The 26,668-nt window shown below is 72.8% G+C and carries 26 protein-coding genes and 1 other RNA gene; 14 read left to right on the forward strand and 13 right to left on the reverse strand.

Going from position 1 to position 26,668, the window contains the following annotated elements:
* The first annotated feature begins 149 nt into the window (after positions 1 to 149).
* The 4 genes from AB0P17_RS31820 (at position 150) to AB0P17_RS31835 (ending at position 4,295) form a co-directional block, all read left to right on the forward strand.
* On the forward strand, positions 150 to 1,562 hold the full coding sequence (locus AB0P17_RS31820) for a glycosyltransferase family 4 protein (RefSeq protein ID WP_365816306.1): 1,413 nt from the start codon (positions 150 to 152) through the stop codon (positions 1,560 to 1,562).
* 127 nt (positions 1,563 to 1,689) lie between these two features.
* Positions 1,690 to 2,433 carry a class I SAM-dependent methyltransferase gene (locus tag AB0P17_RS31825; protein WP_365816308.1) on the forward strand — a complete coding sequence of 248 codons (744 nt, stop codon included), beginning with the start codon at positions 1,690 to 1,692 and terminating at the stop codon, positions 2,431 to 2,433.
* The gene (locus AB0P17_RS31830; protein ID WP_365816310.1) at positions 2,430 to 3,569 is read left to right on the forward strand and encodes a prenyltransferase; all 1,140 of its coding nucleotides are present in this window, start codon (positions 2,430 to 2,432) and stop codon (positions 3,567 to 3,569) included. Before AB0P17_RS31825 ends, AB0P17_RS31830 begins: the two co-directional genes overlap by 4 nt.
* 111 nt (positions 3,570 to 3,680) lie before the next feature.
* Complete coding sequence (locus AB0P17_RS31835) at positions 3,681 to 4,295, forward strand: hypothetical protein (protein WP_365816312.1); 615 nt, start codon at positions 3,681 to 3,683, stop codon at positions 4,293 to 4,295.
* A gap of 79 nt (positions 4,296 to 4,374) precedes the next feature.
* Here AB0P17_RS31835 and AB0P17_RS31840 read toward each other — a convergent pair whose 3' ends face one another.
* The 4 genes from AB0P17_RS31840 to AB0P17_RS31855 all read right to left on the reverse strand — a co-directional run bounded on the left by AB0P17_RS31840 (position 4,375) and on the right by AB0P17_RS31855 (position 9,261).
* A complete protein-coding gene (locus AB0P17_RS31840) occupies positions 4,375 to 5,166 on the reverse strand; it encodes a hypothetical protein (protein ID WP_365816314.1) in 792 nt (263 codons plus the stop codon).
* A gap of 422 nt (positions 5,167 to 5,588) precedes the next feature.
* The gene (locus tag AB0P17_RS31845; RefSeq protein ID WP_365816387.1) at positions 5,589 to 6,413 is read right to left on the reverse strand and encodes an N-acetylmuramoyl-L-alanine amidase; all 825 of its coding nucleotides are present in this window, start codon (positions 6,411 to 6,413) and stop codon (positions 5,589 to 5,591) included.
* A gap of 236 nt (positions 6,414 to 6,649) precedes the next feature.
* Positions 6,650 to 7,306, reverse strand: coding sequence for a class I SAM-dependent methyltransferase (locus AB0P17_RS31850; protein WP_365816316.1), 657 nt, complete (start codon positions 7,304 to 7,306; stop codon positions 6,650 to 6,652).
* Between the two features lie 32 nt (positions 7,307 to 7,338).
* The gene (locus AB0P17_RS31855) at positions 7,339 to 9,261 is read right to left on the reverse strand and encodes an MFS transporter (RefSeq protein WP_365816317.1); all 1,923 of its coding nucleotides are present in this window, start codon (positions 9,259 to 9,261) and stop codon (positions 7,339 to 7,341) included.
* A 432-nt stretch (positions 9,262 to 9,693) separates the two neighbouring features.
* Here AB0P17_RS31855 and AB0P17_RS31860 point away from each other — a divergent pair, with 432 nt between their 5' ends.
* The gene (locus AB0P17_RS31860) at positions 9,694 to 11,169 is read left to right on the forward strand and encodes an MFS transporter (RefSeq protein WP_365816318.1); all 1,476 of its coding nucleotides are present in this window, start codon (positions 9,694 to 9,696) and stop codon (positions 11,167 to 11,169) included.
* 83 nt (positions 11,170 to 11,252) lie between these two features.
* Positions 11,253 to 11,717 carry a hypothetical protein gene (locus AB0P17_RS31865; protein WP_365816320.1) on the forward strand — a complete coding sequence of 155 codons (465 nt, stop codon included), beginning with the start codon at positions 11,253 to 11,255 and terminating at the stop codon, positions 11,715 to 11,717.
* A 158-nt stretch (positions 11,718 to 11,875) separates the two neighbouring features.
* Here the strand turns inward: AB0P17_RS31865 and AB0P17_RS31870 are convergent, their stop codons facing one another.
* Positions 11,876 to 12,058 carry a hypothetical protein gene (locus AB0P17_RS31870; RefSeq protein ID WP_365816321.1) on the reverse strand — a complete coding sequence of 61 codons (183 nt, stop codon included), beginning with the start codon at positions 12,056 to 12,058 and terminating at the stop codon, positions 11,876 to 11,878.
* Positions 12,059 to 12,118: 60 nt separating this feature from the next.
* A complete protein-coding gene (locus tag AB0P17_RS31875) occupies positions 12,119 to 13,375 on the reverse strand; it encodes a hypothetical protein (RefSeq protein WP_365816322.1) in 1,257 nt (418 codons plus the stop codon).
* Positions 13,376 to 13,559: 184 nt separating this feature from the next.
* On the opposite strand from AB0P17_RS31875, the gene AB0P17_RS31880 reads away from it, so the two are divergent.
* The 5 genes from AB0P17_RS31880 to AB0P17_RS31900 all read left to right on the forward strand — a co-directional run bounded on the left by AB0P17_RS31880 (position 13,560) and on the right by AB0P17_RS31900 (position 18,749).
* Entirely contained in the window at positions 13,560 to 14,597 is a 1,038-nt protein-coding gene (locus AB0P17_RS31880) for an iron-siderophore ABC transporter substrate-binding protein (RefSeq protein ID WP_365816323.1), read from the forward strand.
* Positions 14,598 to 14,786: 189 nt separating this feature from the next.
* Positions 14,787 to 15,641 carry a Nif3-like dinuclear metal center hexameric protein gene (locus AB0P17_RS31885; protein WP_365816324.1) on the forward strand — a complete coding sequence of 285 codons (855 nt, stop codon included), beginning with the start codon at positions 14,787 to 14,789 and terminating at the stop codon, positions 15,639 to 15,641.
* Positions 15,638 to 16,381, forward strand: a complete 744-nt coding sequence (locus AB0P17_RS31890; protein ID WP_365816389.1) for a C4-type zinc ribbon domain-containing protein — start codon at positions 15,638 to 15,640, stop codon at positions 16,379 to 16,381. The genes AB0P17_RS31885 and AB0P17_RS31890 overlap by 4 nt, the downstream gene beginning before the upstream one ends.
* Positions 16,382 to 16,388: 7 nt before the next feature.
* On the forward strand, positions 16,389 to 17,798 hold the full coding sequence (locus AB0P17_RS31895) for a bifunctional RNase H/acid phosphatase (RefSeq protein ID WP_365816326.1): 1,410 nt from the start codon (positions 16,389 to 16,391) through the stop codon (positions 17,796 to 17,798).
* Positions 17,799 to 17,858: 60 nt separating this feature from the next.
* Positions 17,859 to 18,749, forward strand: coding sequence for a GNAT family N-acetyltransferase (locus AB0P17_RS31900; protein ID WP_365816328.1), 891 nt, complete (start codon positions 17,859 to 17,861; stop codon positions 18,747 to 18,749).
* A 116-nt stretch (positions 18,750 to 18,865) separates the two neighbouring features.
* Here the strand turns inward: AB0P17_RS31900 and AB0P17_RS31905 are convergent, their stop codons facing one another.
* From AB0P17_RS31905 to AB0P17_RS31920, 4 genes are all read right to left on the reverse strand, one after another.
* A complete protein-coding gene (locus tag AB0P17_RS31905) occupies positions 18,866 to 19,495 on the reverse strand; it encodes a bifunctional 4-hydroxy-2-oxoglutarate aldolase/2-dehydro-3-deoxy-phosphogluconate aldolase (protein WP_365816330.1) in 630 nt (209 codons plus the stop codon).
* A gap of 99 nt (positions 19,496 to 19,594) precedes the next feature.
* Positions 19,595 to 20,410: a peroxide stress protein YaaA gene (gene yaaA, locus AB0P17_RS31910; protein ID WP_365816332.1), complete on the reverse strand. Its 816-nt coding sequence runs from the start codon at positions 20,408 to 20,410 to the stop codon at positions 19,595 to 19,597.
* Positions 20,411 to 20,525: 115 nt separating this feature from the next.
* Positions 20,526 to 21,371 carry a hypothetical protein gene (locus AB0P17_RS31915; protein ID WP_365816333.1) on the reverse strand — a complete coding sequence of 282 codons (846 nt, stop codon included), beginning with the start codon at positions 21,369 to 21,371 and terminating at the stop codon, positions 20,526 to 20,528.
* The gene (locus AB0P17_RS31920) at positions 21,368 to 22,171 is read right to left on the reverse strand and encodes a MerR family transcriptional regulator (RefSeq protein ID WP_365816335.1); all 804 of its coding nucleotides are present in this window, start codon (positions 22,169 to 22,171) and stop codon (positions 21,368 to 21,370) included. Before AB0P17_RS31920 ends, AB0P17_RS31915 begins: the two co-directional genes overlap by 4 nt.
* Before the next feature lie 130 nt (positions 22,172 to 22,301).
* Here AB0P17_RS31920 and rnpB point away from each other — a divergent pair.
* An RNA gene (gene rnpB / locus AB0P17_RS31925) (RNase P RNA component class A) lies at positions 22,302 to 22,712 on the forward strand.
* Positions 22,713 to 22,850: 138 nt separating this feature from the next.
* Here the strand turns inward: rnpB and AB0P17_RS31930 are convergent.
* The 3 genes from AB0P17_RS31930 to AB0P17_RS31940 are packed head-to-tail and all read right to left on the reverse strand — an operon-like array spanning position 22,851 to position 24,414.
* Positions 22,851 to 23,420: a Fic family protein gene (locus AB0P17_RS31930; protein ID WP_365816337.1), complete on the reverse strand. Its 570-nt coding sequence runs from the start codon at positions 23,418 to 23,420 to the stop codon at positions 22,851 to 22,853.
* Positions 23,417 to 23,767, reverse strand: a complete 351-nt coding sequence (locus AB0P17_RS31935) for a type II toxin-antitoxin system Phd/YefM family antitoxin (RefSeq protein WP_365816339.1) — start codon at positions 23,765 to 23,767, stop codon at positions 23,417 to 23,419. Before AB0P17_RS31935 ends, AB0P17_RS31930 begins: the two co-directional genes overlap by 4 nt.
* Complete coding sequence (locus AB0P17_RS31940) at positions 23,746 to 24,414, reverse strand: hypothetical protein (RefSeq protein ID WP_365816341.1); 669 nt, start codon at positions 24,412 to 24,414, stop codon at positions 23,746 to 23,748. Before AB0P17_RS31940 ends, AB0P17_RS31935 begins: the two co-directional genes overlap by 22 nt.
* A 528-nt stretch (positions 24,415 to 24,942) precedes the next feature.
* Here AB0P17_RS31940 and AB0P17_RS31945 point away from each other — a divergent pair.
* Positions 24,943 to 25,362 carry an ATP-binding protein gene (locus AB0P17_RS31945; protein WP_365816343.1) on the forward strand — a complete coding sequence of 140 codons (420 nt, stop codon included), beginning with the start codon at positions 24,943 to 24,945 and terminating at the stop codon, positions 25,360 to 25,362.
* 593 nt (positions 25,363 to 25,955) lie between these two features.
* Positions 25,956 to 26,630: a DUF2306 domain-containing protein gene (locus AB0P17_RS31950; RefSeq protein WP_365816345.1), complete on the forward strand. Its 675-nt coding sequence runs from the start codon at positions 25,956 to 25,958 to the stop codon at positions 26,628 to 26,630.
* Positions 26,631 to 26,668: the final 38 nt, after the last annotated feature.

Consider the following 26,668-nt stretch of genomic DNA (forward strand, 5'->3'; position numbering starts at 1 on the left):
AATCACCTGTTCCGGCCGGTAAGTCGACGCTACCTGCCGGTAGATTCGTTGCCTGTGAACGGACACGTCCGAAACGTGTTCTAGATTGTCGCCGGTGGTTTCGCTCCAGCGTCCCACTACATGAGAGCACAGCGAGAAGGGGGCCGAGTGTGACCGCTGAGGCCATAGCGGCGGGCACCGGGCCAGGATCCGAGGACGACCGGGGCGGCGAAGGCGGCGGCGGGGACCGGCCGCTGCGGATCGCGCTCCTCAGCTACAAGGGCAACCCCTTCTGCGGCGGACAGGGCGTCTACGTACGCCACCTGTCCCGCGAACTCGCCCGCCTCGGCCACCGCGTCGAGGTCATCGGCGCCCAGCCCTACCCCGTACTCGACGAGGGCGTACCGCTCACCGAGCTGGCCAGCCTCGATCTCTACCGGCAGCCCGACCCGTTCCGCACCCCGCGCCGCGACGAGTTCCGCGACTGGATCGACGCCGTCGAGGTCGCCACCATGTGGACCGGAGGCTTCCCGGAACCGCTGACCTTCTCGCTCCGCGCCCGGCGTCATCTCGCCGCGCGCGCCGGGGAGTTCGACGTCGTCCACGACAACCAGACCCTCGGATACGGGCTGCTCGGCGACCTCGGCGCACCGCTGGTCACCACCATCCACCACCCCATCACCGTCGACCGGCGGCTCGACCTGGACGCCGCCGAGGACTGGCGCCGCCGGGCCTCCATACGCCGCTGGTACGGCTTCACCCGCATGCAGAAGCGGGTCGCGCGCCGGCTGCCGTCCGTCCTCACCGTCTCCGGCTCCTCCCGGCAGGAGATCACCGAACACCTCGGGGTGCCGGCGGACCGTATCGACGTCGTGCACATCGGCGCCGACACGGAGCTGTTCTCGCCGGACCCGGCCGTCCGGGAGATCCCCGGCCGGATCGTCACCACCTCCAGCGCGGACGTCCCGCTCAAGGGCCTCGTCCATCTCGTCGAGGCGCTCGCCAAGCTCCGCACCGAACACCCCGGCGCGCACCTCGTCGTGGTCGGCAGGCGCGCCGAGGACGGGCCGGTCGCGCAGGCCATCGAGCGGTACGGGCTCGAAGGCGCCGTCGAGTTCGTCAAGGGCATCTCCGACACCGAGCTGGTCGCCCTGGTGCGCGGCGCGCAGATCGCCTGCGTGCCCTCCCTGTACGAGGGCTTCTCGCTGCCCGCCGCCGAGGCCATGGCCACCGGCACCCCGCTCGTCGCCACCACCGGCGGGGCGATCCCGGAGGTCGCGGGGGCGGACGGGGAGAGCTGCCTCGCCGTACCGCCGGGCGACGCGGGCGCGCTCGCCGCCGCGCTGGGACGGCTGCTCGACGACGCGGAGCTGCGCGCCCGGCTGGGCGCGGCGGGCCGTGAGCGGGTGCTGGCGCGGTTCACCTGGGCCAGGGCCGCGCAGGGGACGGCGGAGCTGTACCGCGCGGCCATCGCCCGGCAGGGGAAGGCGCCGGCGCGGGGCGGACAGCGTCCGCGGACCGCCGCCGCCGTACGCACCGAGGCGCCCCGCACCGACCCCTCCCGCGGTGGCGGGCGCGGCTGATGGCCGACCCGTACACCTCTGTCCGCCCCCTTGCCCGCATCCGCCCCTGTCCCCGCATCCGCCCTTGTACCCGCATCCGCCGCCGTACCCGCATCCGTCCCCTCGACCGCGAAAGCAGGACGACCCTGTGCTGACCGTGGACTTCACCCGCTTCCCGCTCGCCGCGGGCGACCGTGTGCTCGATCTGGGGTGCGGCGCGGGCCGGCACGCCTTCGAGTGCTACCGGCGCGGTGCCCAGGTCGTGGCCCTCGACCGGAACGGCGAGGAGATCCGCGAGGTGGCCAAGTGGTTCGCCGCGATGAAGGCGGCGGGCGAGGCCCCGGCGGGCGCCACCGCCACCGCCATGGAGGGCGACGCGCTCCATCTGCCGTTCCCGGACGCCTCGTTCGACGTCGTGATCATCTCCGAGGTGATGGAGCACATCCCCGACGACAAGGGCGTGCTCGCCGAGATGGTCCGGGTCCTGCGCCCCGGCGGCCGGATCGCGGTCACCGTGCCCCGCTACGGCCCCGAGAAGGTCTGCTGGGCGCTCTCCGACGCGTACCACGAGGTCGAGGGCGGCCACATCCGCATCTACAAGGCGGACGAACTGCTCGGCAGGATGCGGGAGGCCGGGCTCAAGCCGTACGGCACCCACCACGCGCACGCGCTGCACGCGCCCTACTGGTGGCTCAAGTGCGCCTTCGGTGTCGACAACGACCGGGCGCTGCCGGTCCGCGCGTACCACAAGCTGCTGGTCTGGGACATCATGAAGAAACCCGCCGCCACGCGCGTCGCCGAACAGCTCCTCAACCCCGTCGTGGGCAAGAGCTTCGTGGCGTACGCGACCAAGCCGCACCTGCCCGACGCCTCCTCGGCGGCCGTCAAGTGACCTTCCCCAGCCGCGGTACCGGTCCCGGGCCCGGGCCCGGCGCGACGGAGCACCTCGTCCTGCCCGGCGTCCTCACCGCCGAGCAGGCCGCGCGCACCGTGGCCGGGATCCTCGCCGTACAGCGGCCCGACGGCGCGATCCCCTGGTTCCGCGGCCACCACCTCGACCCGTGGGACCACACCGAGGCGGCCATGGCGCTGGACGCGGCGGGCGAGCACGAGGCCGCCGCGCGGGCGTACGACTGGCTCGCCCGGCACCAGAACGAGGACGGCTCCTGGTACGCCGCCTACGCGGACACCGATACCGACGCCGACGGCGACAGCGGCGACGTCGGGGTGAGCCGCCCCGCCGACCTGGGCCGCGAGACCAACTTCTGCGCGTACCCGGCCGTCGGCGTCTGGCACCACTACCTCGCCACCGGCGACGACGCGTTCCTCGACCGGATGTGGCCCGTCGTCCACGCCGCGGTCGAGTTCGTCCTCGAACTCCAGCGGCCCGGCGGGCAGATCGGCTGGCGGCGGGAGGCGGACGGCACCCCGCTCGACGACGCGCTGCTGACCGGCAGTTCCTCCGTGCACCAGGCGCTGCGCTGTGCGCTCGCCATCGCCGACGAGCGCGAAGAACCGCAGCCCGACTGGGAGCTGGCGGCGGGCGCGCTGGCACACGCGATCCGTGAACACCCCGAGCGGTTCCTCGACAAGAGCCGCTACTCGATGGACTGGTACTACCCCGTGCTCGGCGGCGCCGTGACCGGAGCGGCGGCCACGGCCCGCATCGAGGCGGGCTGGGAACGCTTCGTCGTCCCGGGACTCGGGGTGCGCTGCGTCCTGCCCAACCCCTGGGTGACGGGCGGCGAGAGCTGCGAACTCGCCCTGGCCCTCTGGGTGATGGGGGAGTCCGACCGTGCGCTGGAGGTGCTCCAGTCGATCCAGCACCTGCGCGCGGCGGGCGGGATGTACTGGACGGGGTACGTCTTCGAGGGCGACGAGCGCGGCATGTGGCCGGAGGAGCTGACCACCTGGACCGCGGGTTCGCTGATACTGGCGGTGGCCGCGCTGGGCGGCGACGAGGCGACGACCGCGGTCTTCGGCGGTGAGCGGCTGCCGCACGGCCTGGAACCGGACTGCTGCCGCTGACCTGCGCGGACGGAGCGCCGCCGGCCGGAGGAGTGACCCGAACGGCCCACTCCGCGTGGCGGCGGGCCGGTGCGCCGGTGACGCTACAGGCAGTCTGCCAGGGAGGTTCCCATGTCCGACACCCCTCACATACGGGGCGTACCCCACGTGACGGTGCGCCGCGTCGTACTGGCTCTGCTGCTCTCCTGCGCGCTGCTGACGACCGCCGCCTGCGGCGGTGCCTCGTCACCCCGGACCGAGAGGCCCGCCGGAGCCATCGAGGCGGCCCCCGCCGTCGACGTGGCGGAGGCCTCGCCCACCACCTCCGCCGAGAAGCAGAAGTTCGCCAAGACCCGCTTCGTCGCCAACGCGGCGCTCGCGGCCGGCGCGACGTACCAGTGGATCGTCAAGCCGTACAAGGCGGGCAAGTTCAAGAAGGGCGCGAAGGGGCGCAAGACCGCCCTGGTCAAGGCCGGTCTCGCCGGAGTCTTCACCTACAACAGGCTCAAGGCGGCGACCAAGAACGCCCAGGGCGACCCGCTGCTGTCCAAGGCGGTGGCACCGCTGGCGGCCGGGATCGCCTCGCTGAAGGGGCTCGCCGCGAAACTCGCCACGGGCAGAGCGAGCGGCTCGGACATCAGCAACTTCCAGAAGAACATCGCCGGCATCAAGAGCGCCGGTGACAGCGCGGGCGCGCCAGTGAAGGACAAGGTGCCCTCGCTGTCGCAGCTCACCACCGGCGGCTGAACCGGCGGGGCGGAGGAACGCGGGAGGCCCTGGTCCGGAACGCGTAGTTCCGGACCAGGGCCTCCCCGGCGCGCGCGGATCAGCCGCGCTGAATGCCCGAGGTGTCCTGCAGGACGCCTCGGCGGCCGTCCTGCGTCTGGGCCACCAGGCCGGCACCGCGCTGCTCGACCGCCAAGTACCAGGTGCCCGGTGCCAGTTCGGCGATCGGCGACGGCGAGCCGTCCTCACCGAAGAGCGGCCGGGCCACCGGTACGGCGAACCAGAACGGCGCGAAGTCGCCCGCCGGAGCCGCGCCGCCCTGGGACGGCTGGCCCTGCTGCGGGGCCGGCTGGCCGCCCGTGCCGAACGCCCCCGACTGGCCCTGCGCGCCGAACGGCTGCTGGCCGCCCGGGTATCCGTACCCCTGACCGGGGCCACCCGGCGCGCCGCCGTACGGCTGCGGAGTCGCCGGCTTCGGGGCGCCGACGAGGGCGACCTTCAGCGCGGGGACGAGCGGCGTCGCCACGGCTCCGCCCGCCAGCGCCAGGATGCTGAAGAAGCCGAGGATCTGGCCGCCGCCGGCCCGGCCGTCACCGAGGAGGTACCAGAGCGAGGTCCACGCGGCGAAGAGGGCGAGCGCGACACCGAACTGATGGAGGTCCAGGCCCGCGATCTTCTTCGGGGCCTGCGGGAGCGCGCGCGAGACGACGATCAGGGCCGCCGCGATGACACCGGCGATGTGCACGCTCATCACGACGCCGAGTATGTCCCATGCCTTCGGCCCGGTGCTGTAGCTCGTCGAGTCGTAGAAATTGAGGAACGAGGCGATGAACAGCAACACCGCTGCTCCGATCACCACGCCGTCGCCTCTAGTGAGGGAGCGGATGTTCACGTGAAAAGTCCTTCGTCAGTCGTCTCGTCGGGGCGGTCGTCGCGGGCCGCTGATGATGCGGTGCACGGTGCGAAGCTCGGGGGCGGCTCCCTATCGTACGGATGAATCTATCGTCTGCCCGATCGGGGCGTCTGCCGGGTATCTGGCCTGGTATCGGGCCGTTACGAGGGTCCGTTATGCGGTTCCGTGACATCGCCGGACCTCCGCCCGCCCCACTGGGACCCCTTCCGCGACTTCCTCACCTGGCGCCTCACCTGCCGCCGGGCGCCGATTCACCCGCCGTCCCGCGGACCGCCCGCCGGTTCCCCACCGGTTCCCCACCGGTTCCCCGCCGATTTCCCGCGGCTCCCCGCACGGACTCCCGCACTCAGCCCTTCGCCCACTCCCTCACAGCGATCTCACAGTGATTCACTTTTCCTTCTTCACTTCTTCAGGAATCCGCTGATGCCGTCGGCCAGTCCCCGCGCCGCTTTCTGCCGCCATTCCGCGTCGGACAGCAGGGCGGCGTCGGCCGAATCCCGCATATTGCCGCACTCAAGGAAGACCTTGGGCACCGTCGAAAGGTTGAGACCGCCGAGATCCTCGCGTACGTCCAAGCCCGCACCGTCGCCCAGGTAGTTGGACGGAGCGCTTCCGGTTTCCCGTTCGAAATTGCCCACGATGTGCTCGCCGAGTTCGCGGGAGGGACCGACGATCGCGGAGGTGTCCGCGCCACCGCCCTTGACCACCGCGGGCAGGATCACGTGGAAGCCGCGGTTGCCGGGCGCGGAGCCGTCGGCATGGACGGAGACGACGGCGTCGGCCTCCGCCTCGTTGCCGATCCGGGCGCGCTCGTCCACACAGGGGCCGTACGGGCGGTCGTTGTTGTACGTGTACGTGACCGTCGCGCCCTGCTCGACGAGCAGCTCCCGCAGCCGGTGGGCGACGTCGAGGGTGAACTCCGCCTCCGTGTAACCGGAGTTGGTCTCGGTGCCGGTGGTGTCGCACTCCTTGGCGGCCGTACCGATGTCGACCTGCTCGTTGATCTCGGAGGGGTGGTCCTTGTTCCGCGGATTGTGTCCCGGGTCGATGACCACGACCTTCCCGGCGAGCGGCCCGGTCGGATCGGCGCCACCGGGGACATCGTCCGCCTCTCCGCCGCCCGGGTCGGAGGCGGGGGGACGCGGGGAGGCGGGCGCGGTGGCGGAGGGGGCGGTGGCACCGGCGGCCGTGGCGGCGGACGCGCCGTCCTCGCCGGTTCCGCTCATCCCCTGCCACACGAGCCAACCCACCAGCCCGGTCGGCACCAGCGCGGCGACCGTGAGCGTGAGGTGGCGCCGCCGGAAGCGGCGGCGTGCGGGCTGCGGGCTCTCGTCGTACGACACGTCGCGATGCTAGTGGCCCCTCCGGCCGGCCGGGTGCAGGTCCGGCCTGTCGGCGGTCGCGGCCCCCTCGGTCGGCCCAGGGCCCCCCGGCCCCGGGGGAGGGGCCGGGACCCGTCGGCTCAGGGCCGTGCCGTGCGGCGCAGCACGCGCAGGGTGCCGGTCACCGACACCTCGGTGAACGCCTCGGAGGCGAGCGCCCGGAGATAGATCCGGTACGGCGCCTGACCGCCGTCCGCCGGGTCGGGGAAGACGTCGTGGATGACGAGCAGCCCGCCCTCCGCGACCATCGGGGCCCAGCCCTCGTAGTCGCCGCTCGCGTGCGCGTCGGTGTGGCCGCCGTCGATGAAGACGAGCCCGAACCGCCCGTCGCCCCAGGCCCGCGCCACCCGCGGCGACCGGCCGACGACCGCGATCACCCGGTCCTCCAGGCCGGCCCGGTGGAGGACGGAGCGGAAGACGGGGAGCGTGTCCATCAGGCCGGTGCCCGGGTCGACCAGCTCCGCGTCGTGGTACTCCCAGCCCTCCTGCTGCTCCTCGCTGCCGCGGTGGTGGTCCACGGTGACGACGACGGTGTCCGCGTCGCGCGCCGCGGCGGCCAGCAGGAGGGTGGAGCGCCCGCAGTACGTCCCGATCTCCAGCAGCGGCAGCCCGAGTACGGCCGCCTCGGTGGCCGCCGCGTACAGGGCGAGCCCCTCGTGGACCGGCATGAAGCCCTTCGCCGCCTCGAAGGCGGCGAGGACGTCCGGTGCCGGGCCGGTGGAGTGCGCTGCGGCCATGGGGTCCCTCCTCGGACGGATCCGGCGGTGTGTCAGGTACCGGGCGACTCCATTGTGCCGGGCGCCCGCGCCGGTACGAGGTCCGGGGCGGACCCGGGGGCGGCGTCCGGGGCGGCCCCGACGGCGAGGCCGGCTCCCGGCCGGCCCAGGACCAGGTCGACCGTGACCGGCACCCCGTCGCCCTGGTACTCCGCCGGGCGCGCGTGCGACGCGTGTCCCGGGGCCGTCGCGGCCAGGACGTAGGGCCCCGCGCCCGGCGGCAGCAGTGTGTACCGGCCCTCCGCGTCGACCGTGCCCCGGCCCGCCTGCCGGCCGCGCCGGTCGATCAGCGTGACATTCGCCCGGGCGACCGGCGCCCCGTCGCCGTCCAGCACGCGCCCGGTGAAGCCGCCGGAGCCCGCGACCAGCGTCGCCCGGTGCCCAGCCGTCCCGGCCGTCTCCGCCGTCCCGTACGCCCCTGTCGTCCCGTAGGCGGCGGCCGTCCCGTACGCGGCCTCCTCCGCCCCGGCGGCCGGCTCCTGGAGCCCGGCGGGCCGCCGGCCCGGCAGGAACACCGCCAGCACCAGACCGATCACCACCGCGCCGGTGGCGATGACGAACGAGATCCGGAAGCCGTGCATGCTCGGCACCGCCACCCCGCCCACCGGGACGGAGGTGTGGGCCAGCACCATGCCGATCACCGCGCTCGACATCGACGTGCCGATGGAGCGCATCAGGGTGTTGAGTCCGTTGGCCGCGCCCGTCTCCGACGCGTCGACGGCGCCGATGATCAGCGCGGGCAGCGAGGAGTAGGCGAGCCCGATGCCCGCGCCGAGGACCACCGAGATGACGATCGTCTGCCAGGCGGCGCTCATCAGGCCGAGGCCCGCCCCGTAACCGACCGCCATGATCAGCATGCCGATGATCAGCGTGACCTTCGGGCCGCGGCGGGCCGAGATCCGCGCGTACAGCGGCGCGGTGAGCATCATCGTCAGGCCGAGCGGCGCCACGCACAGGCCCGCGACCACCATCGACTGTCCCAGGCCGTAACCGGTCGAGGCGGGGAGCTGGAGCAGCTGCGGCAGGACGAGGGTGACCGCGTAGAAGGCCACCCCGATCATGATCGAGGCGAGGTTGGTGAGCAGCACCTCGCGGCGCGCGCTGGTCCGCAGGTCGACCAGCGGGGCGGCGCTGCGCAGCTCCATCAGGCCCCACAGCAGCAGGATGACGACGGCGAGGCCGAAGAGCCCGAGCGTGGTGGCGGAGGTCCAGCCCCAGTCGCTGCCCTTGGTGACCGGCAGGAGCAGGGAGACGAGTCCAGCGGAGAGACCGATCGCGCCGAGCCAGTCGAAGGTGCCGGGGGCGCGTACCGACGACTCCGGTACGAAGAGGACGGTGAGCAGGATCGACAGCGCGCCGAGTCCGGCGGCGGCGAAGAACAGGGCGTGCCAGTCGGCGTTCTGCGCGATCAGCGCGGCGGCGGGCATGGCGAGACCGCCGCCCACGCCGATGGAGGAGCTCATCAGCGCCATGGCCGAGCCGAGCTTCTCGCGCGGCAGCTCGTCGCGCATGATGCCGATGCCGAGGGGTATCGCGCCCATGGCGAAGCCCTGGAGCGCCCTGCCGACGATCATGATCATGAGGTCGTCGGTGACACCGCAGATCAGCGAGCCGACCACCATGACGGCGAGGCTGGTGAGCAGCAGCCGCCGCTTGCCGAAGAGATCGCCGAGCCGCCCCATGATCGGGGTGGCGACGGCGCCCGCGAGAAGAGTCGCCGTCATGACCCAGGTGGCGTTGGCGGGCGCGGTGCGGAGGAGGGCGGGGAGGTCCTTGATGACAGGAACGAGCAGGGTCTGCATCACCGCGACGGTGATGCCCGCGAAGGCGAGGACGGGGACGATGCCGCCGGCTTTGCGGGGTCGTGGATCCGGGAGCCCTCCGGCGTGCTGATCGGTCGGCGTCGTCTGCGGCATACGTGCGGCCTCCGGGGCAGAAAAAAGGATTCTTACAGGGGGTACGGGGAGTGCAGGGGGTACGGGGAGTACGAGGAGTGAGGGTGTACGGGGGAAGTGCAGAGAGTACGGCGGGGGGTACGGGGGTATCGAACGAACAGACGTGTGTACGGGTACGTACGGGGCGGGCGGTGTCGGTGGCGCGGCCCTCGACGCGACCGGACCGGCCCTCGGGCCGGCCCGTCGGTCAAGTGCGTGCACTATGAAACCTTCTCAGTCCAACCCGTGTCGGCGCTGCCGTATTCCGGCCCCCGCGGCCATATTCCGGTAAACGGTGTGTGAACGGGTGCTCGGGGGGCGGGTGCCTGTGCGGGGCTCGCGCGGCGTACGCCCTCCGACCGACCTCCGGCTCCGGCGAAATATCCATGTACGGGGCACTCGACGGCTGCGACCATGACGGCCATGGCCAGAGCCTCCGCGGAATCAGCGTCGGAATCAGAATCAGGAACCACAGCCGACTCCATATCCCCCTCTCCTTCCTCTCCTCTCCCCACGGTCCGCACCTGGGCCGTGATCCTCGCCGCCTGCGCCGGGCAGTTCCTCGTCGTCCTCGACGTGTCCGTGGTCAATGTGGCCCTGCCGTCCATGCGCGCGGACCTCGGGCTCTCCGCCCCCGGGCTCCAATGGGTCCTCAGCGCCTACGCCATCGCGTTCGCCGGCTTCATGCTGCTCGGCGGGCGCGCGGCCGACCTCTACGGCCGGAAGCGGGCCTTCCTCCTCGGGCTCGCGGTCTTCACGCTCGCCTCCGCGGCCGGGGGACTGGCCCAGGAGGGCTGGCAGCTGATCGCCGCGCGCGCCGTCCAGGGGCTCGGCGCCGCCGTACTGGCCCCCGCGACGCTCACCATCCTCACCTCGGCCGTGCCCGCGGGCGCCGCGCGGACCCGCGCCATCGGCACCTGGACGGCGGTCGGCGCGGGCGGCGGCGCCGCGGGCGGGCTGGTCGGCGGGGTCCTCACCGATCTGCTCTCCTGGCGCTGGGTGCTGCTGATCAACGTGCCGATCGGCGTCCTGGTCCTGGCGGGCGCCGCGTTCTGGCTCACCGAGTCCCGGGCCGCCGCGGGGCGCCGCCTCGACCTGCCGGGCGCGGTGCTGGTCACGACCGGGCTCGCGGCGGTGGCGTACGGCATCGTGCAGACCGAGGAGCGCGGCTGGGCCGATCCGGCGACCCTGCTCCCGCTGCTGGGCGGTCTGCTGCTGCTCGGGGTGTTCGTGGTGGTGGAGGCGCGGACGAAGGAGGCGCTGATGCCGCTGGGGCTGTTCCGGATCCGGGCGGTGTCGGCGGCCAACACGGCGATGTTCGTCTGCGGTTCGGCCTCCTTCGGCATGTGGTTCTTCATGACGGTGTACGCCCAGAACGTCCTGGGCTACACACCACTGGAGGCCGGGCTCGCGCTCGTCCCCAGCTCGCTGAGCGTGGTGCTCGGCTCGAAGCTGGCGCCGCGGCTGATGCAACGGACCGGGGCGCGCGGCCTCGCGGCGACCGGGACGCTGGTGGCGGCGGCCGGATTCGGCTGGCAGTCCATGATGACCGCCGACGGAACGTTCCTCTCGGTGATCCTCGGCCCCGGCATCCTGATGATGACCGGCCTGGGCCTCGCCACCACCCCGCTCGCGGCCCTCGCCACGGGGAGCGCGGCGCCCGGTGACGCGGGCCTCGTCTCCGGGCTGGTCAACACCTCCCGCACGATGGGCGGCGCGCTCGGCCTCTCCGTACTCTCGACCGTCGCCGCCACACGGACGGCGGGCGGCACGGGGCCGCAGGCGCTGACCGAGGGGTACGCGCTCGCCTTCAGGACGGGGTGCGGGGTGCTGCTCGTGGCGGCGGTCCTGATGGTGCTGTGGCTGCCCCGCGCCTCTTCGGACACGTGACGGGCGCCGCGTGCGACACCCGGTAGCTACCGGTCCCCGGTGACTCCCGCCCGCCGCCGGATGATCACGCCGCCGTACAGTACGTGACGGCCCGTGAGCCCAGGGAATGGGAGGACGCGGAGCCCGGTGCCCTCTGCGGGGTCGAGGGCCTCGCCCTCCCGGCGGCGTACCGCGAGGATCTGACATCGACCCGGGTCGGCGGTGACGGCGGCGCGGTCCGGGTCTGCGAGGCCCGGGGCGTCCTTTCCGACGCCAGTCTGCGGATGACGACCGTCGCGGATCCGGGGCTGGCCCAGATCTTCGGACGGGAAGTGCTCCGGGGCGGCTCGCGCCTCAAGGGCACGAAGGGCTTCGGCTCGTTCAACGAGTCCCGGGCCCTCTACCGGGCGGACTGCCGGACCGGTCCCGTGGTCTTCATGGTCGAGCAGAAGGACGACGTGGAGTCCGGCGGCCACCGTCTCACTCGCGACCTGATGGCCGGTTACGTCGCGGCCGAGGCCGAACGCATCGGCTGCGGGCCGGAGAAGGTGACCCCGCCCGACGCGTGACGGCACACCGGCGAACGGGCTGCGCACCGGCCCCGACGTACACGTACGGCGAGGGCACGCGTACGGCGAGGGCACGCGTACGGCGAGAGGCCGCCACGAGTCTTCCGTGGCGGCCTCTCGGCTGTTCTTCGTGTACGCGGGCCGTGGAGCCGGGCCGGTCAGGCCGCGTTCCTGCCCTCTTCCGGGCGGCGGTGGCGGCCGTAGGCGGGAGACGTGGAGTCCTCCGCCGGTGCCGCACCCCCGCGGTGCTTACCGAGACCGTCCATGTCACCGCTGCCCGCGGTCGCCGTTCCCTGCGGCGGCTGCTTCTGCTGCGTCGTGTCGGTTCGGGTTTCGGACATGTTGGGAAGTCACCCCGTTGTGTTCGCTTCTTGTTCTATGGCACAGGGCCCGTCGAAATTCTATCCAGGGACCCCACGGCCGGTGAGAGGCGCCTGCTGCAACGGCACCGGCCTGCACATCACAGGAGTCCGTGGAGCGCCGGACGGTTCCCGGTCCGCGGATTTCGCTTGTGGGGATTCCGTGACCTCGTCCCGGTCCGGGCAGCCGCCGGACGCCGGTGCCTCCGACTCCGCCTGGGACTGGTCCTGTTCGTCCACCGGGGCGTCGAGGGGCGCCACCCCGCAGGCCACCGCGTCCGTCGCGTACGGCAGCCGCAGCACCCCCTCCCGGGTCCACAGCCCGGCCCCCGCCAGCCACCCCCGCGGCGCCGGGCGCTGGTGGAGCCGGCGGCCCGCCGGGCGCCACACCCCCACCCAGCTCCCCGCCGCGCCGTCGATCCGCAGCGCCACCGCGCAGCTCTCCGGCATCAGCACCTGGCCCGGCTGCACCGCGAAGGGTGTCACCGTCAGGTCCGCGGGCCGCAGGCACTCCGGGAACCGCACGGGGCGGCGGCTGCCCAGCACGCCCCAGCCGAGCCGCTCGTGGCCCGGCGCGTCGGAGCGGATCAGCAGCAGCCCGCTGTCCGGATCCGCCAGCAGGAGACGGTCGTTGCTCTCCTCCGTGATCTGGAGCAGCGGCGTCACCTCACCACCCCGTGCCAGATCCACGGCGACGCCCTTGACCACGCCGTCCGTCTCCCGGTCGAGCGCCAGTATCCGTCCCGTACGGTCGAGCCAGACCCCGCCCGTGCAGCGGCCGGGCACCTCCGCGACCCACTCGGGGCCGAAGGTGCCGCCAGCCACCAGCCACACCGTGGTGGAACGGGCTCCCACCGCCAGGGCGTACGCGCACCGGCCGTCCGGCGACGGCGGCAGCAGCGTCAGCTCCGGACACGTCACCGTCCCCACCGGGAGCTGGCCCGTCCCCGGCCCCGCCGGGTAGAGCAGGCAGAGGTCGTGCCGGTCCGCGACCCGGCGCCGGACCAGGACCCGCCCGTCGGCCAGCGGCAGCACCTGCGTGTCGGGCTCCTCGGGCTGGTCGAGGGGGAGCGGCACGGCGTACGGCTCCGGCCCGTCCAGGGTCCACCGCTCCGGGAACCACGCGTCCCCGGAGCCGCCCATGAGGGCCAGCCGCGCGGCGTACGCCCCGTCCGCCGAGACCGTGAACTCCGTACGGCCGGCGGACCCCGTACAACCGGCGGATTCCGTACGGCCGGCGGACTCCGCGGGCCCTGCGGACTCCGTGGACCCCACCGTCTCGACGGCACAGGCAGTCATCGATCGTCACCTCCGGCCAAGAAGCTAGTTTTCGCACTTCCTGCCGAACAACACGAGATCTGTCACTTCACACATAAGGGTGGCCGTCGCATGATTCGCCTGAAAGTGCGGGGGCGGGTGTGCTGGCGGGGGCGGGGCAACCTACAGTAAGGCGACCCTAAGTAACCTCGTCAGGAGCTTGAAGATGTCCATCAGACGCCGTGGCACCGCCGCCGTCGTCGCTCTCGCAGCCGCGCTCTCCCTCGCGGCCTGCGGCGGCGGAGACACCTCCGACAACGACTCCGCCTCCGGCGACAGCGGCGGGAAGAAGGCGGCCGTCGCCACCGGCGGCAAGGACTTCGCCGACGCGGCCAAGAAGACCGCCTCGTACGGGACGGACGCCAAGGCGGGCGAGTTCCCGCGCACCATCACCCACGCCATGGGCACCACCGAGCTGAAGAAGCGCCCCGAGCGCGTCGTCGTGCTCGATGTCGGCGAGCTCGACAACGTCGTGTCGCTGGGGGTGAAGCCGGTCGGCTACGCCCCGACCGAGGGCGACGCGTCGCTTCCCGGCTACCTGGAGAAGGGCGCGGGCAGCCCGAAGAACGTCGGCACCATCAACAACCTCAACCTGGAGGCCGTCGCCGCCCTCAAGCCCGACCTGATCCTCGGCAGCCAGCTCCGCGCGGCGGACAAGTACAAGGCGCTCTCGGCGATCGCCCCGACGGTCTTCGCGATCCGCCCCGGCTTCACCTGGAAGGAGAACTACCTCCTCAACGCCCAGGCGCTGGACCGCACCGCCGAGGCGAAGGCCGCGCTGGCCGCGTACGACAAGAAGGCGGCGGCGCTCGGCAAGGACATCGGCCCGGACAAGCCGACCATCTCGATGGTGCGCTACATGCCGGACCGGCTGCGGCTCTACGCCAAGGCGTCCTTCATCGGCACGATCCTCGACGACGTCGGCCTGCCGCGCCCCGAGAACCAGCGGATCGTGGATCTGGCCGTGGAGATCAGCCCGGAGAAGATCGACGACGCGGACGCCGACTGGATCTTCACCGGGGTGTACGGCGACCCGGACAAGACCCAGCGCGACACCGCGCGCTCCAACCCGCTGTGGAAGAACCTGAAGGCCGTCAAGGACGGTCAGGCCAAGGACGTTTCCGACGAGACCTGGTACCTCGGGCTGGGCGTGACGGCGGCCGATCTGGTCCTGGACGACCTGCGCGGCTTCCTCGTCAAGTAGCCGGGCGGAGGCGGCGGAGGGCCGGCCGGACGGAGGGCCGGCCGGACGGAGGGCCGGCCCTCCGAGTCGGCCGGGGCACGGAGGGCGCGGGGCGCCGCGTCGGCCGGGGCACGGGGGCGCGGAGGGCGGGTACCGGCGGTATCCACAGGCATGGTGGGGGCGGGAGCGGGGGCAGGTAGCCTTTGCTCCGTGCCTCCAGTCCCCTCCGCGCCCCGTCTCTCCGACGTACTCGCCGCGCTCGACGCCCTCTGGCCCCCCGAGCGGGCCGAGCAGTGGGATGCCGTCGGCACGGTCTGCGGCGATCCCGACGCCCCGGTGACCCGCGTCCTGTTCGCGGTCGATCCCGTGCAGGACGTCGCCGACGAGGCGGTGCGGCTCGGCGCCGATCTGATCGTCACCCACCACCCGCTCTATCTGCGGGGCACGACGACGGTGGCGGCGGGCACCTTCAAGGGCCGCGTCGTGCACACCCTCATCAAGAACGACATCGCGCTGCACGTCGCGCACACCAACGCGGACACCGCCGACCCCGGCGTCTCCGACGCCCTCGCCGGCGCGCTCGACCTGCGGGTGGTGCGTCCCCTCGTACCGGACGCGACCGACCCCGCGGGGCGGCGTGGCCTCGGCCGGATCTGCGAGCTGGACCGCCCCGCCACCCTGCGCGACTTCGCCGCCCGCGTCGCACACCGGCTGCCCGCCACCGCGCAGGGCGTCCGGATCGCCGGCGACCCGGACGCCCTCGTCCGTACGGTCGCGGTCAGCGGCGGCTCCGGCGACAGCCTCTTCGACCAGGTCAGGGCGGCGGGCGTGGACGCCTTCCTCACCGCCGACCTGCGCCACCACCCGGTCTCCGAGGCCACCCAGCACAGCGCCCTCGGGCTGATCGACGCCGCGCACTGGGCCACCGAATGGCCCTGGTGCGAGCAGGCCGCCGCCCAGCTCGACGAGATTTCCGACCGCCACGGCTGGGACCTGCGGGTCCACGTCTCGAAGACGGTCACCGACCCCTGGTCAGCCCACCACTCCTCAGGAGCCCCCAACTGAACGCCGCCCCCGCAGACCAGATCCGACTCCTCGACGTCCAGGCCCTCGACGTACGGCTCTCGCAGCTCGACCACAAGCGCACCGCGCTGCCCGAGCACGCCGAGATCGAGTCGCTCACCAAGGACCTCGCCCAGCTCCGCGACCTGCTGGTCGCCGCGTCGACCGAGGAGAGCGACACCGCCCGCGAGCAGACCAAGGCGGAGCAGGACGTCGACCAGGTGCGCCAGCGCGCCGTACGGGACCAGCAGCGGCTGGACTCCGGCGCGGTCACCTCGCCCAAGGACCTGGAGAACCTCCAGCGCGAGATCGTCTCCCTCGCCCGCCGCCAGGGCGACCTGGAGGACATCGTCCTGGAGGTCATGGAGCGCCGGGAGTCCGCGCAGGAGCGTGTCGCCGAGCTGACGGAGCGGGTCTCCGCCGTCCAGGCCAAGGCCGACGACGCCGCCGCGCGCCGGGACGCCGCGGTCGGGGAGTTCGACGCCGAGGCCGCGACCGTGGCCAAGGAGCGCGGGATCGTGGCCGGTTCGGTACCGGCCGACCTGCTCAAGCTGTACGAGAAGCTCCGCGGCCAGCAGGGCGGGGTGGGCGCGGCCCGGCTCTTCCGGCGGCGCTGCGAGGGCTGCCAGCTGGAGCTGAACATCACCGAGGTCAACGAGGTCAAGGCGGCGCCCGCGGACGCGGTGCTGCGGTGCGAGAACTGCCGTCGCATCCTGGTCCGTACCGCCGACTCGGGGCTGTGACGCGCTGATGCGGACGTTCATCGTGGAGGCGGACGGCGGCTCCCGGGGCAACCCGGGACCGGCGGGGTACGGCGCCGTCGTCCTCGACGAGGCGACGGGCGAACCGCTCGCCGAGGCCGCCGAGTACATCGGTGTCGCGACGAACAACGTCGCCGAGTACAAGGGCCTGGTCGCCGGGTTGAAGGCCGCGAAGGAGCTGGACCCGGAGGCGCGGGTGCATGTCCGGATGGACTCCAAGCTCGTCGTCGAGCAGATGTCGGGGCGCTGGAAGATCAAGCACCCGGACATGAAGCCCCTGGCCGCCGAGGCGGGCCGGATCCTGCCGCCGGGCCGGGTCACGTACGAGTGGATCCCGCGCGAGCGGAACAAGCACGCGGACCGGCTGGCCAACGAGGCGATGGACGCGGGCAGGCAGGGCCGCCAGTGGGAGGCGTCGGCCTCCACGGCGGCCCTGGACGCGGGCGCGGCACGCTCGGCCGCCTCCGCCTCCGCCGCCGCTGTCGTCCCCTCCGGACCGCCCGGGGACGCCGCGGCGGGCGCGGCCAAGGCACGTGCGGCCCTCGCCGGAGCCGGTGCTCGTGCGGGTGCGGGTGCGGGTGCCGGCGCGGAGGACGGCGCCGGGGCCGCGGATGCCGTCCGGAGCGCGGCGCGGACCGAGTTGTCGTTGCCGGGCACGGCCACACCGGCGGCCACCGGCCCGGCCGCGGCGGCCCCCGCCGGTCACGAGCCCGAGGAGGTCCCGCTCTCCTCCGAGTCCTCCTCGTCCGTCGGCTGGGGCGCCTCCGCCGACCTCGGCGCCCCCGCCACCTTCGTCCTGCTCCGGCACGGCGAGACGGCCCTCACCCCGGACAAGCGCTTCTCCGGCAGCGGCGGCACGGACCCCGAACTGTCGGCCATCGGCCGCCGCCAGGCCGACGCGATCGCCACCGCGCTCGCCGCGCGCGGCACGATCGAGGACATCGTCTCGTCGCCGCTGCGCCGCTGCCGCGAGACGGCGCAGGCCGTGGCCGACCGGCTCGGTATCCCCGTACGGATCGAAGAGGGCCTGCGCGAGACGCACTTCGGCGCGTGGGAAGGGCTGACCTTCGGCGAGGTGCGGGAGCGCTACCCGGACGACCTCACCGCCTGGCTCGCCTCGCCCGATGCCGAACCGACCGGCGGCGGCGAGAGCTTCGCGACGGTCGGACAGCGCGTCGCCGTGGCCCGCGACACCCTCCTCGACCGGTACCGGGGCCGTACGGTCCTGGTGGTCACGCATGTCACCCCGGTCAAGGAGCTGGTACGGCTGGCCCTCGGCGCCCCGCAGGAGTCGCTGTTCCGGATGGAGCTGTCGGCCGCGTCCGTCTCGGTCGTGGCGTACTACGCGGACGGCAACGCGTCGGTGCGGCTCTTCAACGACACCGCGCATCTGCGCTGACGGCCGCGCGACCGCCAAATCGTTTGGCCCCGGCCGTGCCGGGGCCGGACGATGTCAGGCATGAACTGGCGACTGACCGACGACGTCGAAGAGTTCCGCCGCGCGGCGGACGTCTATCTGGCGGCCGATGCCGCCCGTAACACCATCCTGCTCACCGTCAGCGAGTCGCTGCGGACGCGGACCGCCGGCGCGGCGGTCCGCGCGGCCGAGGCCGGGACCGTACGGTTCGGCTGGTGGCGGGAGGCCCCGGACGCCCCGGTGACCGGTGCCTTCGTGGAGACCCCGCCGTATCCTCCGTTCCTCGGCCCGATGCCGCCGTGGGCCGCCGCCGAACTGGCCCGGGAGCTGGGCGGGACCCGGGCGGGGCACGGCACCCCGCCGTCGGGCGTACGGGGCCGGATCGCCGATGTCGAAGCCTTCGGCGCCGCGTGGACGCCCCGCCGGACCGGGCCCGCGGACGCGCCCCCGTACCGGCTCACCGACGGCATGCGGCTCTTCCGGCTGGGTGAGCCGGCCCCGCCGGACCCCGCGCCCGAGGGCCGCGCACGGTACGCCGAGAGCCGGGACATCCCGCTGGCGGTGGAGTGGCTGACGGCGTTCGCCGAGGAGATCGGGGAGTCGGCCGGTGGCGACCGGAGGGCCCCGGCGGTCGCGCGGATCGAGGACCGGCGGCTGCTCCTCTGGGAGGTGGACGGCGTCCCGGTCTCCCTGGCCGGCCACGCCCCGCTCATCGCCGGGCAGATCCGCGTCGCCCCGGTCTACACCCCGCCCGCCCACCGGGGCCGCGGCTACGCGGCCGGGGTGACCGCCGCGGTCGGCGAGGCGGCCCGGCGGGCGGGCGCGGACGAGGTGCTGCTCTTCGCCGACAACGCCAACCCGACGTCCAACGCCCTGTACCAGCGCCTGGGTTACCGCCCGGTGGAGGAGTACGCCACGGCGGAACTGGCCTGAACCGCCGGAGCCCGGTCCCGAGCCCCGCTCCGGGCGCCGCTCCGGGCTCCGGACCGGGCTCCGGACCGGGCTCCGGACCGGGCTCCGGATCCACCGTGGTCCGTCCCGGGGGCGGGTCAGGCCCCGCGCGCCCCGCCCAGCGCGGACGCCTCGCGGGCCAGCGCCTCGACCCGGCCCCAGTCCTTCGACGCCAGCGCGTCCGCCGGGAGCAGCCACGTACCGCCCACGCAGCGCACGTTCGGCAGCGCCAGATACTCCGGCGCGGAGGCGGGGGTGATGCCGCCCGTGGGGCAGAAGCGGGCCTCGGGGAGCGGGCCCGCGAGGGACTTCAGATAGGCCCGGCCGCCCGCCGCCTCCGCCGGGAAGAACTTCATCTCCGTCACCCCGCGCTCCAGCAGCGCCACGACCTCGGACGTCGTCGACACCCCCGGCAGGAACGGCACGCCCGAGTCCCGCATCGCGGTCAGCAGCGTCTCCGTCCACCCCGGGCTGACCAGGAAGCGCGCGCCCGCCGCCACCGACCCGGTCACGGTCTCAGGGGTGAGGACCGTACCCGCGCCGACCACCGCGCCGGGCACCTCCGCCGCGATCGCGCGGATCGCGTCCAGCGCGGCGGGCGTCCGCAGGGTCACCTCGATCGCGGGGAGCCCGCCCGCCACCAGGGCGCGGGCGAGCGGTACGGCGTCGGCGGCGTCGTCGAGGACGACGACGGGGATCACGGGGGCGAGGTCGAGCACGGAGGTCATGGGGTCATCCTGCCGGGCGCTTCCATGATGCGCAATGCCCGTTGCGCAGGATGCAATGACATGCGAGGGGGCAAGCGGTCTCCGGGCGAACGCCGGACCTCAGTGGATCTCCGTGACGACGACATCCAGCGCCCACGGCCGCCCCGCCCGCGCCGGAGCCGTCGCCTCCACCACGTACCCCAGCTCCCGCAGGGTCTCCACCAGCCGCGCGGGATCCTTCGGCCGGGCACCCGACGTCAGCAGATCCCGGACGAGCCGGCCCTTCGTCGCCTTGTTGAAGTGGCTGACCACGGACCGCTTCTCCACACCGGTCACCGGATCGGTCACCGCGTGCAGCACCCGTACCGTCGCCGTGCGCCCCGCCAGCTCGCCCTTCGGCTTCCACGCCGTCGCGTACGCCGACGACCGCAGATCCAGCACGAGCCCGCCCCCGGCCTCCTCCGCCGCCTCCGGCAGCGCGGACTCCATCGACGTCCGCCAGTACGCGCCCAGCGCGCCGAGCCCCGGCAGCCTGACCCCCATGGAGCAGCGGTACGAGGGGATGCGGTCGCCCGTCCGTACCGCGCCCCACAGTCCCGAGAAGACCAGCAGCGACTTTCCGGCCCGCCGCCGCGCCGCCGGGTCCAGCGTGGCCAGGCCCAGCGCGTCGTACAGCACGCCGGTGTAGATCTCTCCGGCCGGCCTCGTGCCCGCCGTCCGCAGCGCCACGTTCTTGGCGATCTCGCCGCGCAGCCCCTCGCTCAGCCCGAGCACCTCGCGCGCCTTGTCCTCGTCGGCGGCGCACACCTCCACCAACTCGTCGAGTACGGCGGCGCGCGCCCCGGTCAGACCGGGCAGCGACAGCGACTCCGGCTTCAGCGGAGCACCGCGCCCGGAAGCGGCCTTTCCTTCCGACGGCGGCAGCAGTACGAGCACAGTGGTTCTCCTCGGAGGGGGTGAGGGAGGTGACGGAACGGCACGGGCCGTCGGGGTGCGGCCCCCACGTCAGCGTAGGTGAACGCGAGCCCTCCACTTGCCGCCCCGCCCGCTCTCACACCCGTACATCAGGGGGCAGCGCCTCCCTGAGCGCCTTCACCAACTCCTCCGGACGGTCCGCGTGGAAGCGCACTACCCGCGCCCGGCCCGTCGCGCCGAGCGGCCGTACGAACGGAACGGGCGCGGTCAGCTCCACCCGTACGGTCGTCTGGCTGCCCACGACGAGATCGAGCACCCCGCTGTCCTCCCCTTCCACCGGGGTGTACTGAACGAGCCCGCCGTCCGGGAAGCGCCGGTCGACCCGTACGGAGGCGATGCCCGACGCCGGTATCCGCAGGTCGAAGAGGGTGCCGTAGCGGACCCGCAACGAGCCGTCCGCGCCCACCACATGGGGCCGGGTCACACAGCCCGCGTGCAGCGCCAGCACCATCAGCACCGTGTACACGTCCAGCACCAGGACGATCAGGTGCACCAGCGGCCAGGGGATCAGCGCGGCCATGGCCACGGTCTCGACGAGGGCGACGAACAACAGCCCGTAGACCATCGCCGTCTGCGGCCCGGTGTACGGCGCCGGGTGGCCGCCCGCGGCCACGCCGTGCGGGCGCCGCGCGGCCCACCGCGCGAGGCTGCCCCAACTCCGTATCTCGTGGGCGGCCAGCCGCCGTACGGGGGCCGGCACAGCCGTGCGGACCCCCTCGGCCAGCGCCTCCCGGCGCCCGGCACCGGAGCGCCGCGCCGACACGTAGGAGCGGCGCACGACCAGCGCCACCCGGACGACGAGGGCGAGCACCAGCGCCTCGACGGCGAGCAGCACGGGCAGCGGGAGGGGAACCCCGGCCAGCAGGCAGACGACCAGGCCGATCTCGCACACGGGTACGGCGAACCAGACCACGCGCTTCATGACACCGGCCCCCGCTCCCGCGTCCGCCGGCTCAGGTACTCCATGATCAGCCGTACGACCTGGGCCTGGGCCGGGCTGTACTCGGCGAGCAGCGCGTCCCCGAACCCGTCGACGGACGGGCCGTCGCCGGCCGGCAGCGCGGCGACGATCTCGTCGGTGAGGAGCGCGGCCAGATCGTCCGCGAGGGGCCCGACCCGGGGGTCGTCGGCCGGGGCGTCGACGAGTTCGTCGAGCCGCCGGTAGAGGCCGAGGATCTCCGGGGAGGCGGCGATCGGGCGCAGCGCGTCGTAGACGCTTCCGCTGCCCGCGCCGGCGTCCACGTTCCCCTCGCCGTCCCCGGCCTCGCCCTCGTCCGCGTATCCGTCCCGGTCGAGCAGGGTGAGCAGGTCGCGGTCCATCGCGGCGCTGGGGGAGTCGACGGCGGGCAGGGAGTGCAGGAACCGCGCGAGCTCGGGGGAGACCGGGCCCCCGTCGGTCGGCGGCGTCTCCATCAGCTCGGCGAGCCGGCGCCGCCGGGCCCGGATCTCCGCCTCCTGACGGGCCAGATCCGCGTCCAGCTCCCCCAGCACCTCGGTGAGTTCGCGCCCGGCGTCGTCGGCGAGGACGTCCCGCACCTCGTCGAGGGAGAGCCCCAGCTCGGTCAGCCGCCGGATCCGGGCGAGGAGAACGGCGTCCCGTACCGAGTAGTCGCGGTAGCCGTTGGGCCGCCGCGCGGGTTCGGGCAGCAGCCCCACATGGTGGTAGTGCCGTACCGCGCGAGAGGTGACCCCGGCGAGGGCGGCGATCTCTGCGATTCTCATGAACCCAGTACAAACCTTGACGTCGCGGCAGGGTCAAGCCGGACATCCGCAGCCCCCCGGAATGCCGCGGGCCACGATCACCGGTGCGCTCCGGGCCGTCCGTGCCGGGTACGATGGTGAACACGGCAGACGAGCCGGGCGGACGGCCGCGTCAGGATCTTCGATCTTGCCGAGGAACGTCCGGACTCCACACGGCAGGGTGGTGGGTAACGCCCACCCGGGGCGACCCGCGGGACAGTGCCACAGAAAACAGACCGCCGGGGACCTCGGTCCCCGGTAAGGGTGAAACGGTGGTGTAAGAGACCACCAGCGTCCGAGGTGACTCGGACGGCTCGGTAAACCCCACCCGGAGCAAGGTCAAGAGGGGTCGTCGTTCCGCGAGGAACGGCGTCCCTGCGCGGACGATCGAGGGCTGCCCGCCCGAGTCCGCGGGTAGACCGCACGAGACCGGCGGCAACGCCGGTCCTAGATGGATGGCCGTCTCCCCGGCCGCCGCGAGGCGACCGGGCGACAAAATCCGGCGTACAGCCCGACTCGTCTGCCGCCACCTGCGGCTTGGCCGTGTTCCTCGACTCAGGGCACTCCGCGCCGACGGATGTCCGGGAGATTCGTCGACGGCGTGCCGTTCCCAAGGGCGATGCCCTGTTCCGAGGATCCTTGCCAGCCGGAGTGACGGGCGTCAGCTCGTGGTAACCAGCTCGTCGAGCAGCTGCTCCAACAGATTGTTGTCACCGAGGAAGCTCTTCACCGAGGCGTCCTCGTTGCGTTGAGGGTCCATGCCCGACCAGCTCAGGGTGTATCCCGCGTCGGCGCCGAGTTGGGCAAGGAATGCCCGCTGGGCACGGCCGTTGCCCTCGCGGAACGGGTGCAGGACGTTCAGGTCGCCGTACAACGTGGCCAGTTGGGTGACGAATTCCTGCCGGGGGAGATTCTGAAGCCGACCGGAGGAGGCGAGACGGCCGAAGACCTCTCCGGCGTAGGACATCAGGTTTCTCGCCGGACAGAACGGTGTGCGCTTAGCGATGTTCACGGTGCGTAACTCGCCTGCCCACGGATAGATGTCACCGAAGACCGCGGCGTGGAACGCTTGGAGATGGCCGAGGTCGTACGCGCCGAGTAGGGGGCGTTCGGTGAGCATGACGAGGCGCGCCCGGGTGATGTCCGCCTCCGCTGCTGCGAGCAACTGATGGTCGGTGATACCGAGCTTGTTGCGCAGCACGCCGTTGGGCATGGCGTACGGATCGTTCACCCTGCCCGCCGCTCCGAAGTCTGTCGGTGGCGGGCGATCGCGCGGGCGACAAGGGTGTCCGCGTCCAGGTCGCCCTTCACGTACGCCTCGGTGTCGCGGTCGGAGGCCTTGGAGGCATGGAGCCCCTCGGCCTCGATGGAGCCGGTGGCCGAGGCGACGGCCGCACGTCGTGCCGCTCGGCCGCTCAACGCCTCGAAGGCCTCGACGGACAGGAGGACGCCCTGGGGCTTGCGGTGGGCGCCGATCAGGACCGGGTCGGCATCCGCGCCCGACTCCGACAGGTCGGTCAGGATCCGCGACAGTCTCGCGCGTGCGTCGCTGATGGTCACGACCTCAGGGATCTCCATGCTGTCACCGTACCCATGTAGAGGCTTGATTCTGTACAGATTCTAGTACGGATTCCGGCGGGTGTCCCGCTGAGTTCGTCGAGCCGCCGGTAGAGGCCGAGGATCTCCGGGGGAGGCGGCGAGCGGGCGCAGCGCGTCGTAGACGCGCGGCAACGCCGGTCCTGGATGGATGGCCGTCTCCCCGGCCGCCGCGAGGCGACCGGGCGACAAAATCCGGCGTATAGCCCGACCTGTCTGCCGCCCAAGGCTCCTGACCGGGGGCGGAGCCCTATTTTCCGTGAACACCCCTCCGGGCCGCGCAGCCGGGCGAGGAGGGCAGCGATCTCGCGGGTTTCCTCGTCGTCCTCACCGAGAAGTACACACATGTCCTCGTGGCGGGCGTCGAGGACGCCCTCGGCCTCAGTGCGGCGGCCCTCGGAGAAGAGGAGCACGCCGATACTGCGGCGCAGGTCGAGAGCGGTCTCGGAGGCGTCCCCGGCCGCGTCGGACACGACCTCCAGGACCTCCTGGAACTCCCGCAGGGCGACGGTGGCCTGACCGAGGTTGGCCCGGCAGTGGGCGGCGTGCCCACGGCACTCCAGGGTGCTCTCGGCGCCCGGTCCCGCCGTACGGGCGTAGACGCCGGCCAGCGCGTCGAACTCCGGCAAGGCGCGGCGGAAGAGTCCTCGCCGGCCATGAGGACCGCCGCGCGCTGCCGCCGCAGACCGAGCACCCGGGGGTTGTGTGCGCCGAGAGTAGTGGCCGCCGTGGCGATCGCCACCTTGAGGACGTCCGCGGCCTGGGCGAACCGTCCCCTCTCGGCGAGGTCCGCGGACCGGGCGTAGGCGTCACGGATCGCGTCCCGCACTACGGTGTCGACGCGAGCCGGCACCGGCGCCGGATCCGTCGGCTCGGGGGAGGGCACAGGCACCGTGGTCCGCCGCAGGGGTGCGTTCGGCTGCCGGTAGACCACCGTCGGGTCGGGAACGACGGAAGGGAAGTCACCGTCGGGGAAGACCACGGGGGCAGCCGCCGTACCCGGTTGCGGCAGGTGTGGCGACAGGCGCTCGTAACACACCGCAACGTCGGAAGCGCACCGCGCGAGCATGCCCGTCCGCCCTGGGACGGGTGTGCACGCGACCAGGGCGGTAGGCCACCGGCGATCCCCAACCTCTCACTCAGCGATGGAGTTCGCCATGCCCGAGATTCCCCTCGTCCCCGCTCGCTGGCGCTTCCCCGCCCACCCCGCCTCCGTACCGAGGGCCCGGCACGCCGCCGCCGCGTCCCTGCCGGATGTTCTCCGTTCTCACCTCGGCGACGGTCTGGGCCTGTTGACATCGGAGCTGGTCCCCAACGCCATCCGTCACGGCGCCTGCGGGGAGGACGGGGACCTCGTCGAACTCGTTCTGTGGCCGGCCGACGGGCACTACTGGCTGGCCGTCTCCGATCCGGGTACCGGCAAGCCCGTTCTGGCTCACCCGGACAGCGACTCGGAGAGCGGCCGGGGTCTGTTCCTGGACGAGACCGAAGTTCTCCTCGTCGTTGACGGCGGCGGCGCGGACCTTCGGGTCCGCCCAGGTTGTGCTCGCCGGTCTTCTGGATGCGCAGGTGACTGAGGTCGACATCCCCTATGTCCACGCCCCCGTCTCCGCGTCGCGGCTGTCTCGGAGCCGGGCGGGAATCTGTCACCTGGCCGCGTAGCGGGCCCGCCTTGCGCAGCCGTCAAGGTAGCCACGCCAGCGAACGCCCTGCACGTTTGCGCGGGTCATAGCGTTGCGGTGATTCTCCCCGGCGTACAGCCCGACGCGTCTGCCGTCCAAGGCTCCTGACCGGAGAAATCCCGTGTCAGGGGCCCTTTTCCGTGGGCCGGACGGGCTGCGCGCGCTCGGATGCCGTTACCGCGTGCCGAGGACATGGTGACGTTCTCCCGGCCGTTGGGAAAGCACTTCGCTCACGGCGGGTGATCGGGTGACCGGGCGACTGAGTGTCGGGTGGGGGCGGCGTCTGTCGGTCGGCCCTGTGCCCGAAGCCTCGCCGATCCAATGTGTATGGCTCTAACATTGCTGTATGTTAGAGGTGGTCACATTCGGAGTGGCCCTCACGAGAGCTGGGAGTTCGCATGGTCGCCGTCGTACCGCCCGCGGAAGTCGATCCACATCGGAAGAGGCGTCGCGGGCGGCGGAGTTGGGCCTGGGTCGCCTTCTCCTCGGTGGCCGTCGCCGCCTACTTCTCCGGCCAGTACGCGCAGGGCGCGTTGGACGAGTTGAGCCGGAATGGAGTCGGACTGGCCACCGGCTACGCCGACAAGCCCTTGCCGGTACAGCTGACGTTCTACGTGCACATAGTCTCCGCCGGACTGGCGCTGGCGCTCGGCCCGTGGCAGTTCTCGCGACGCCTCCGTGCTCGCCGCCGGGCGGCGCATCGGTGGATCGGGCGGGTCTATTTGGTGAGCGTCGCTCTCGGTGCGCTGTCCGGTCTCGTCATGTCGGTGTTCAACACGGCCGGAATGGTGGGATTCTTTGGTTTCGGGGCGCTTTCCGTGCTGTGGGGGTGGACCGCTTGGCAGGCGTACCGGACGATCCGCGCACGCGACATCCGCGGCCACCAGGCTTGGGTGATCAGAAACTTCGCACTTACCTATGCCGCGGTGACACTGCGTCTCTGGCTCGGCGTATTGACCGCGGTTCAGATCCCGTTCATGGGCAGCGGCGACTCGGTCGACAGCATCATGGACAACGCCTACGCGCCGCTGGGCTTCCTCTGCTGGCTGCCCAACCTGGTCGTGGCCGAGTTCATGATCCGCCGCCGTGGCCTGCCCGCTCTCCACATCACCACCGAACCCGCACCCGTGGTGCCCGCGTCCGCCAACACGGCGGGATCGTAGGTGAAAGGGCTGGTGTGTTGGCGACAGACCGCTTGGGG

It is taken from the genome of Streptomyces sp. NPDC088124, assembly GCF_040685895.1.
In the GTDB taxonomy this organism is placed as follows: Bacteria; Actinomycetota; Actinomycetes; order Streptomycetales; family Streptomycetaceae; genus Streptomyces.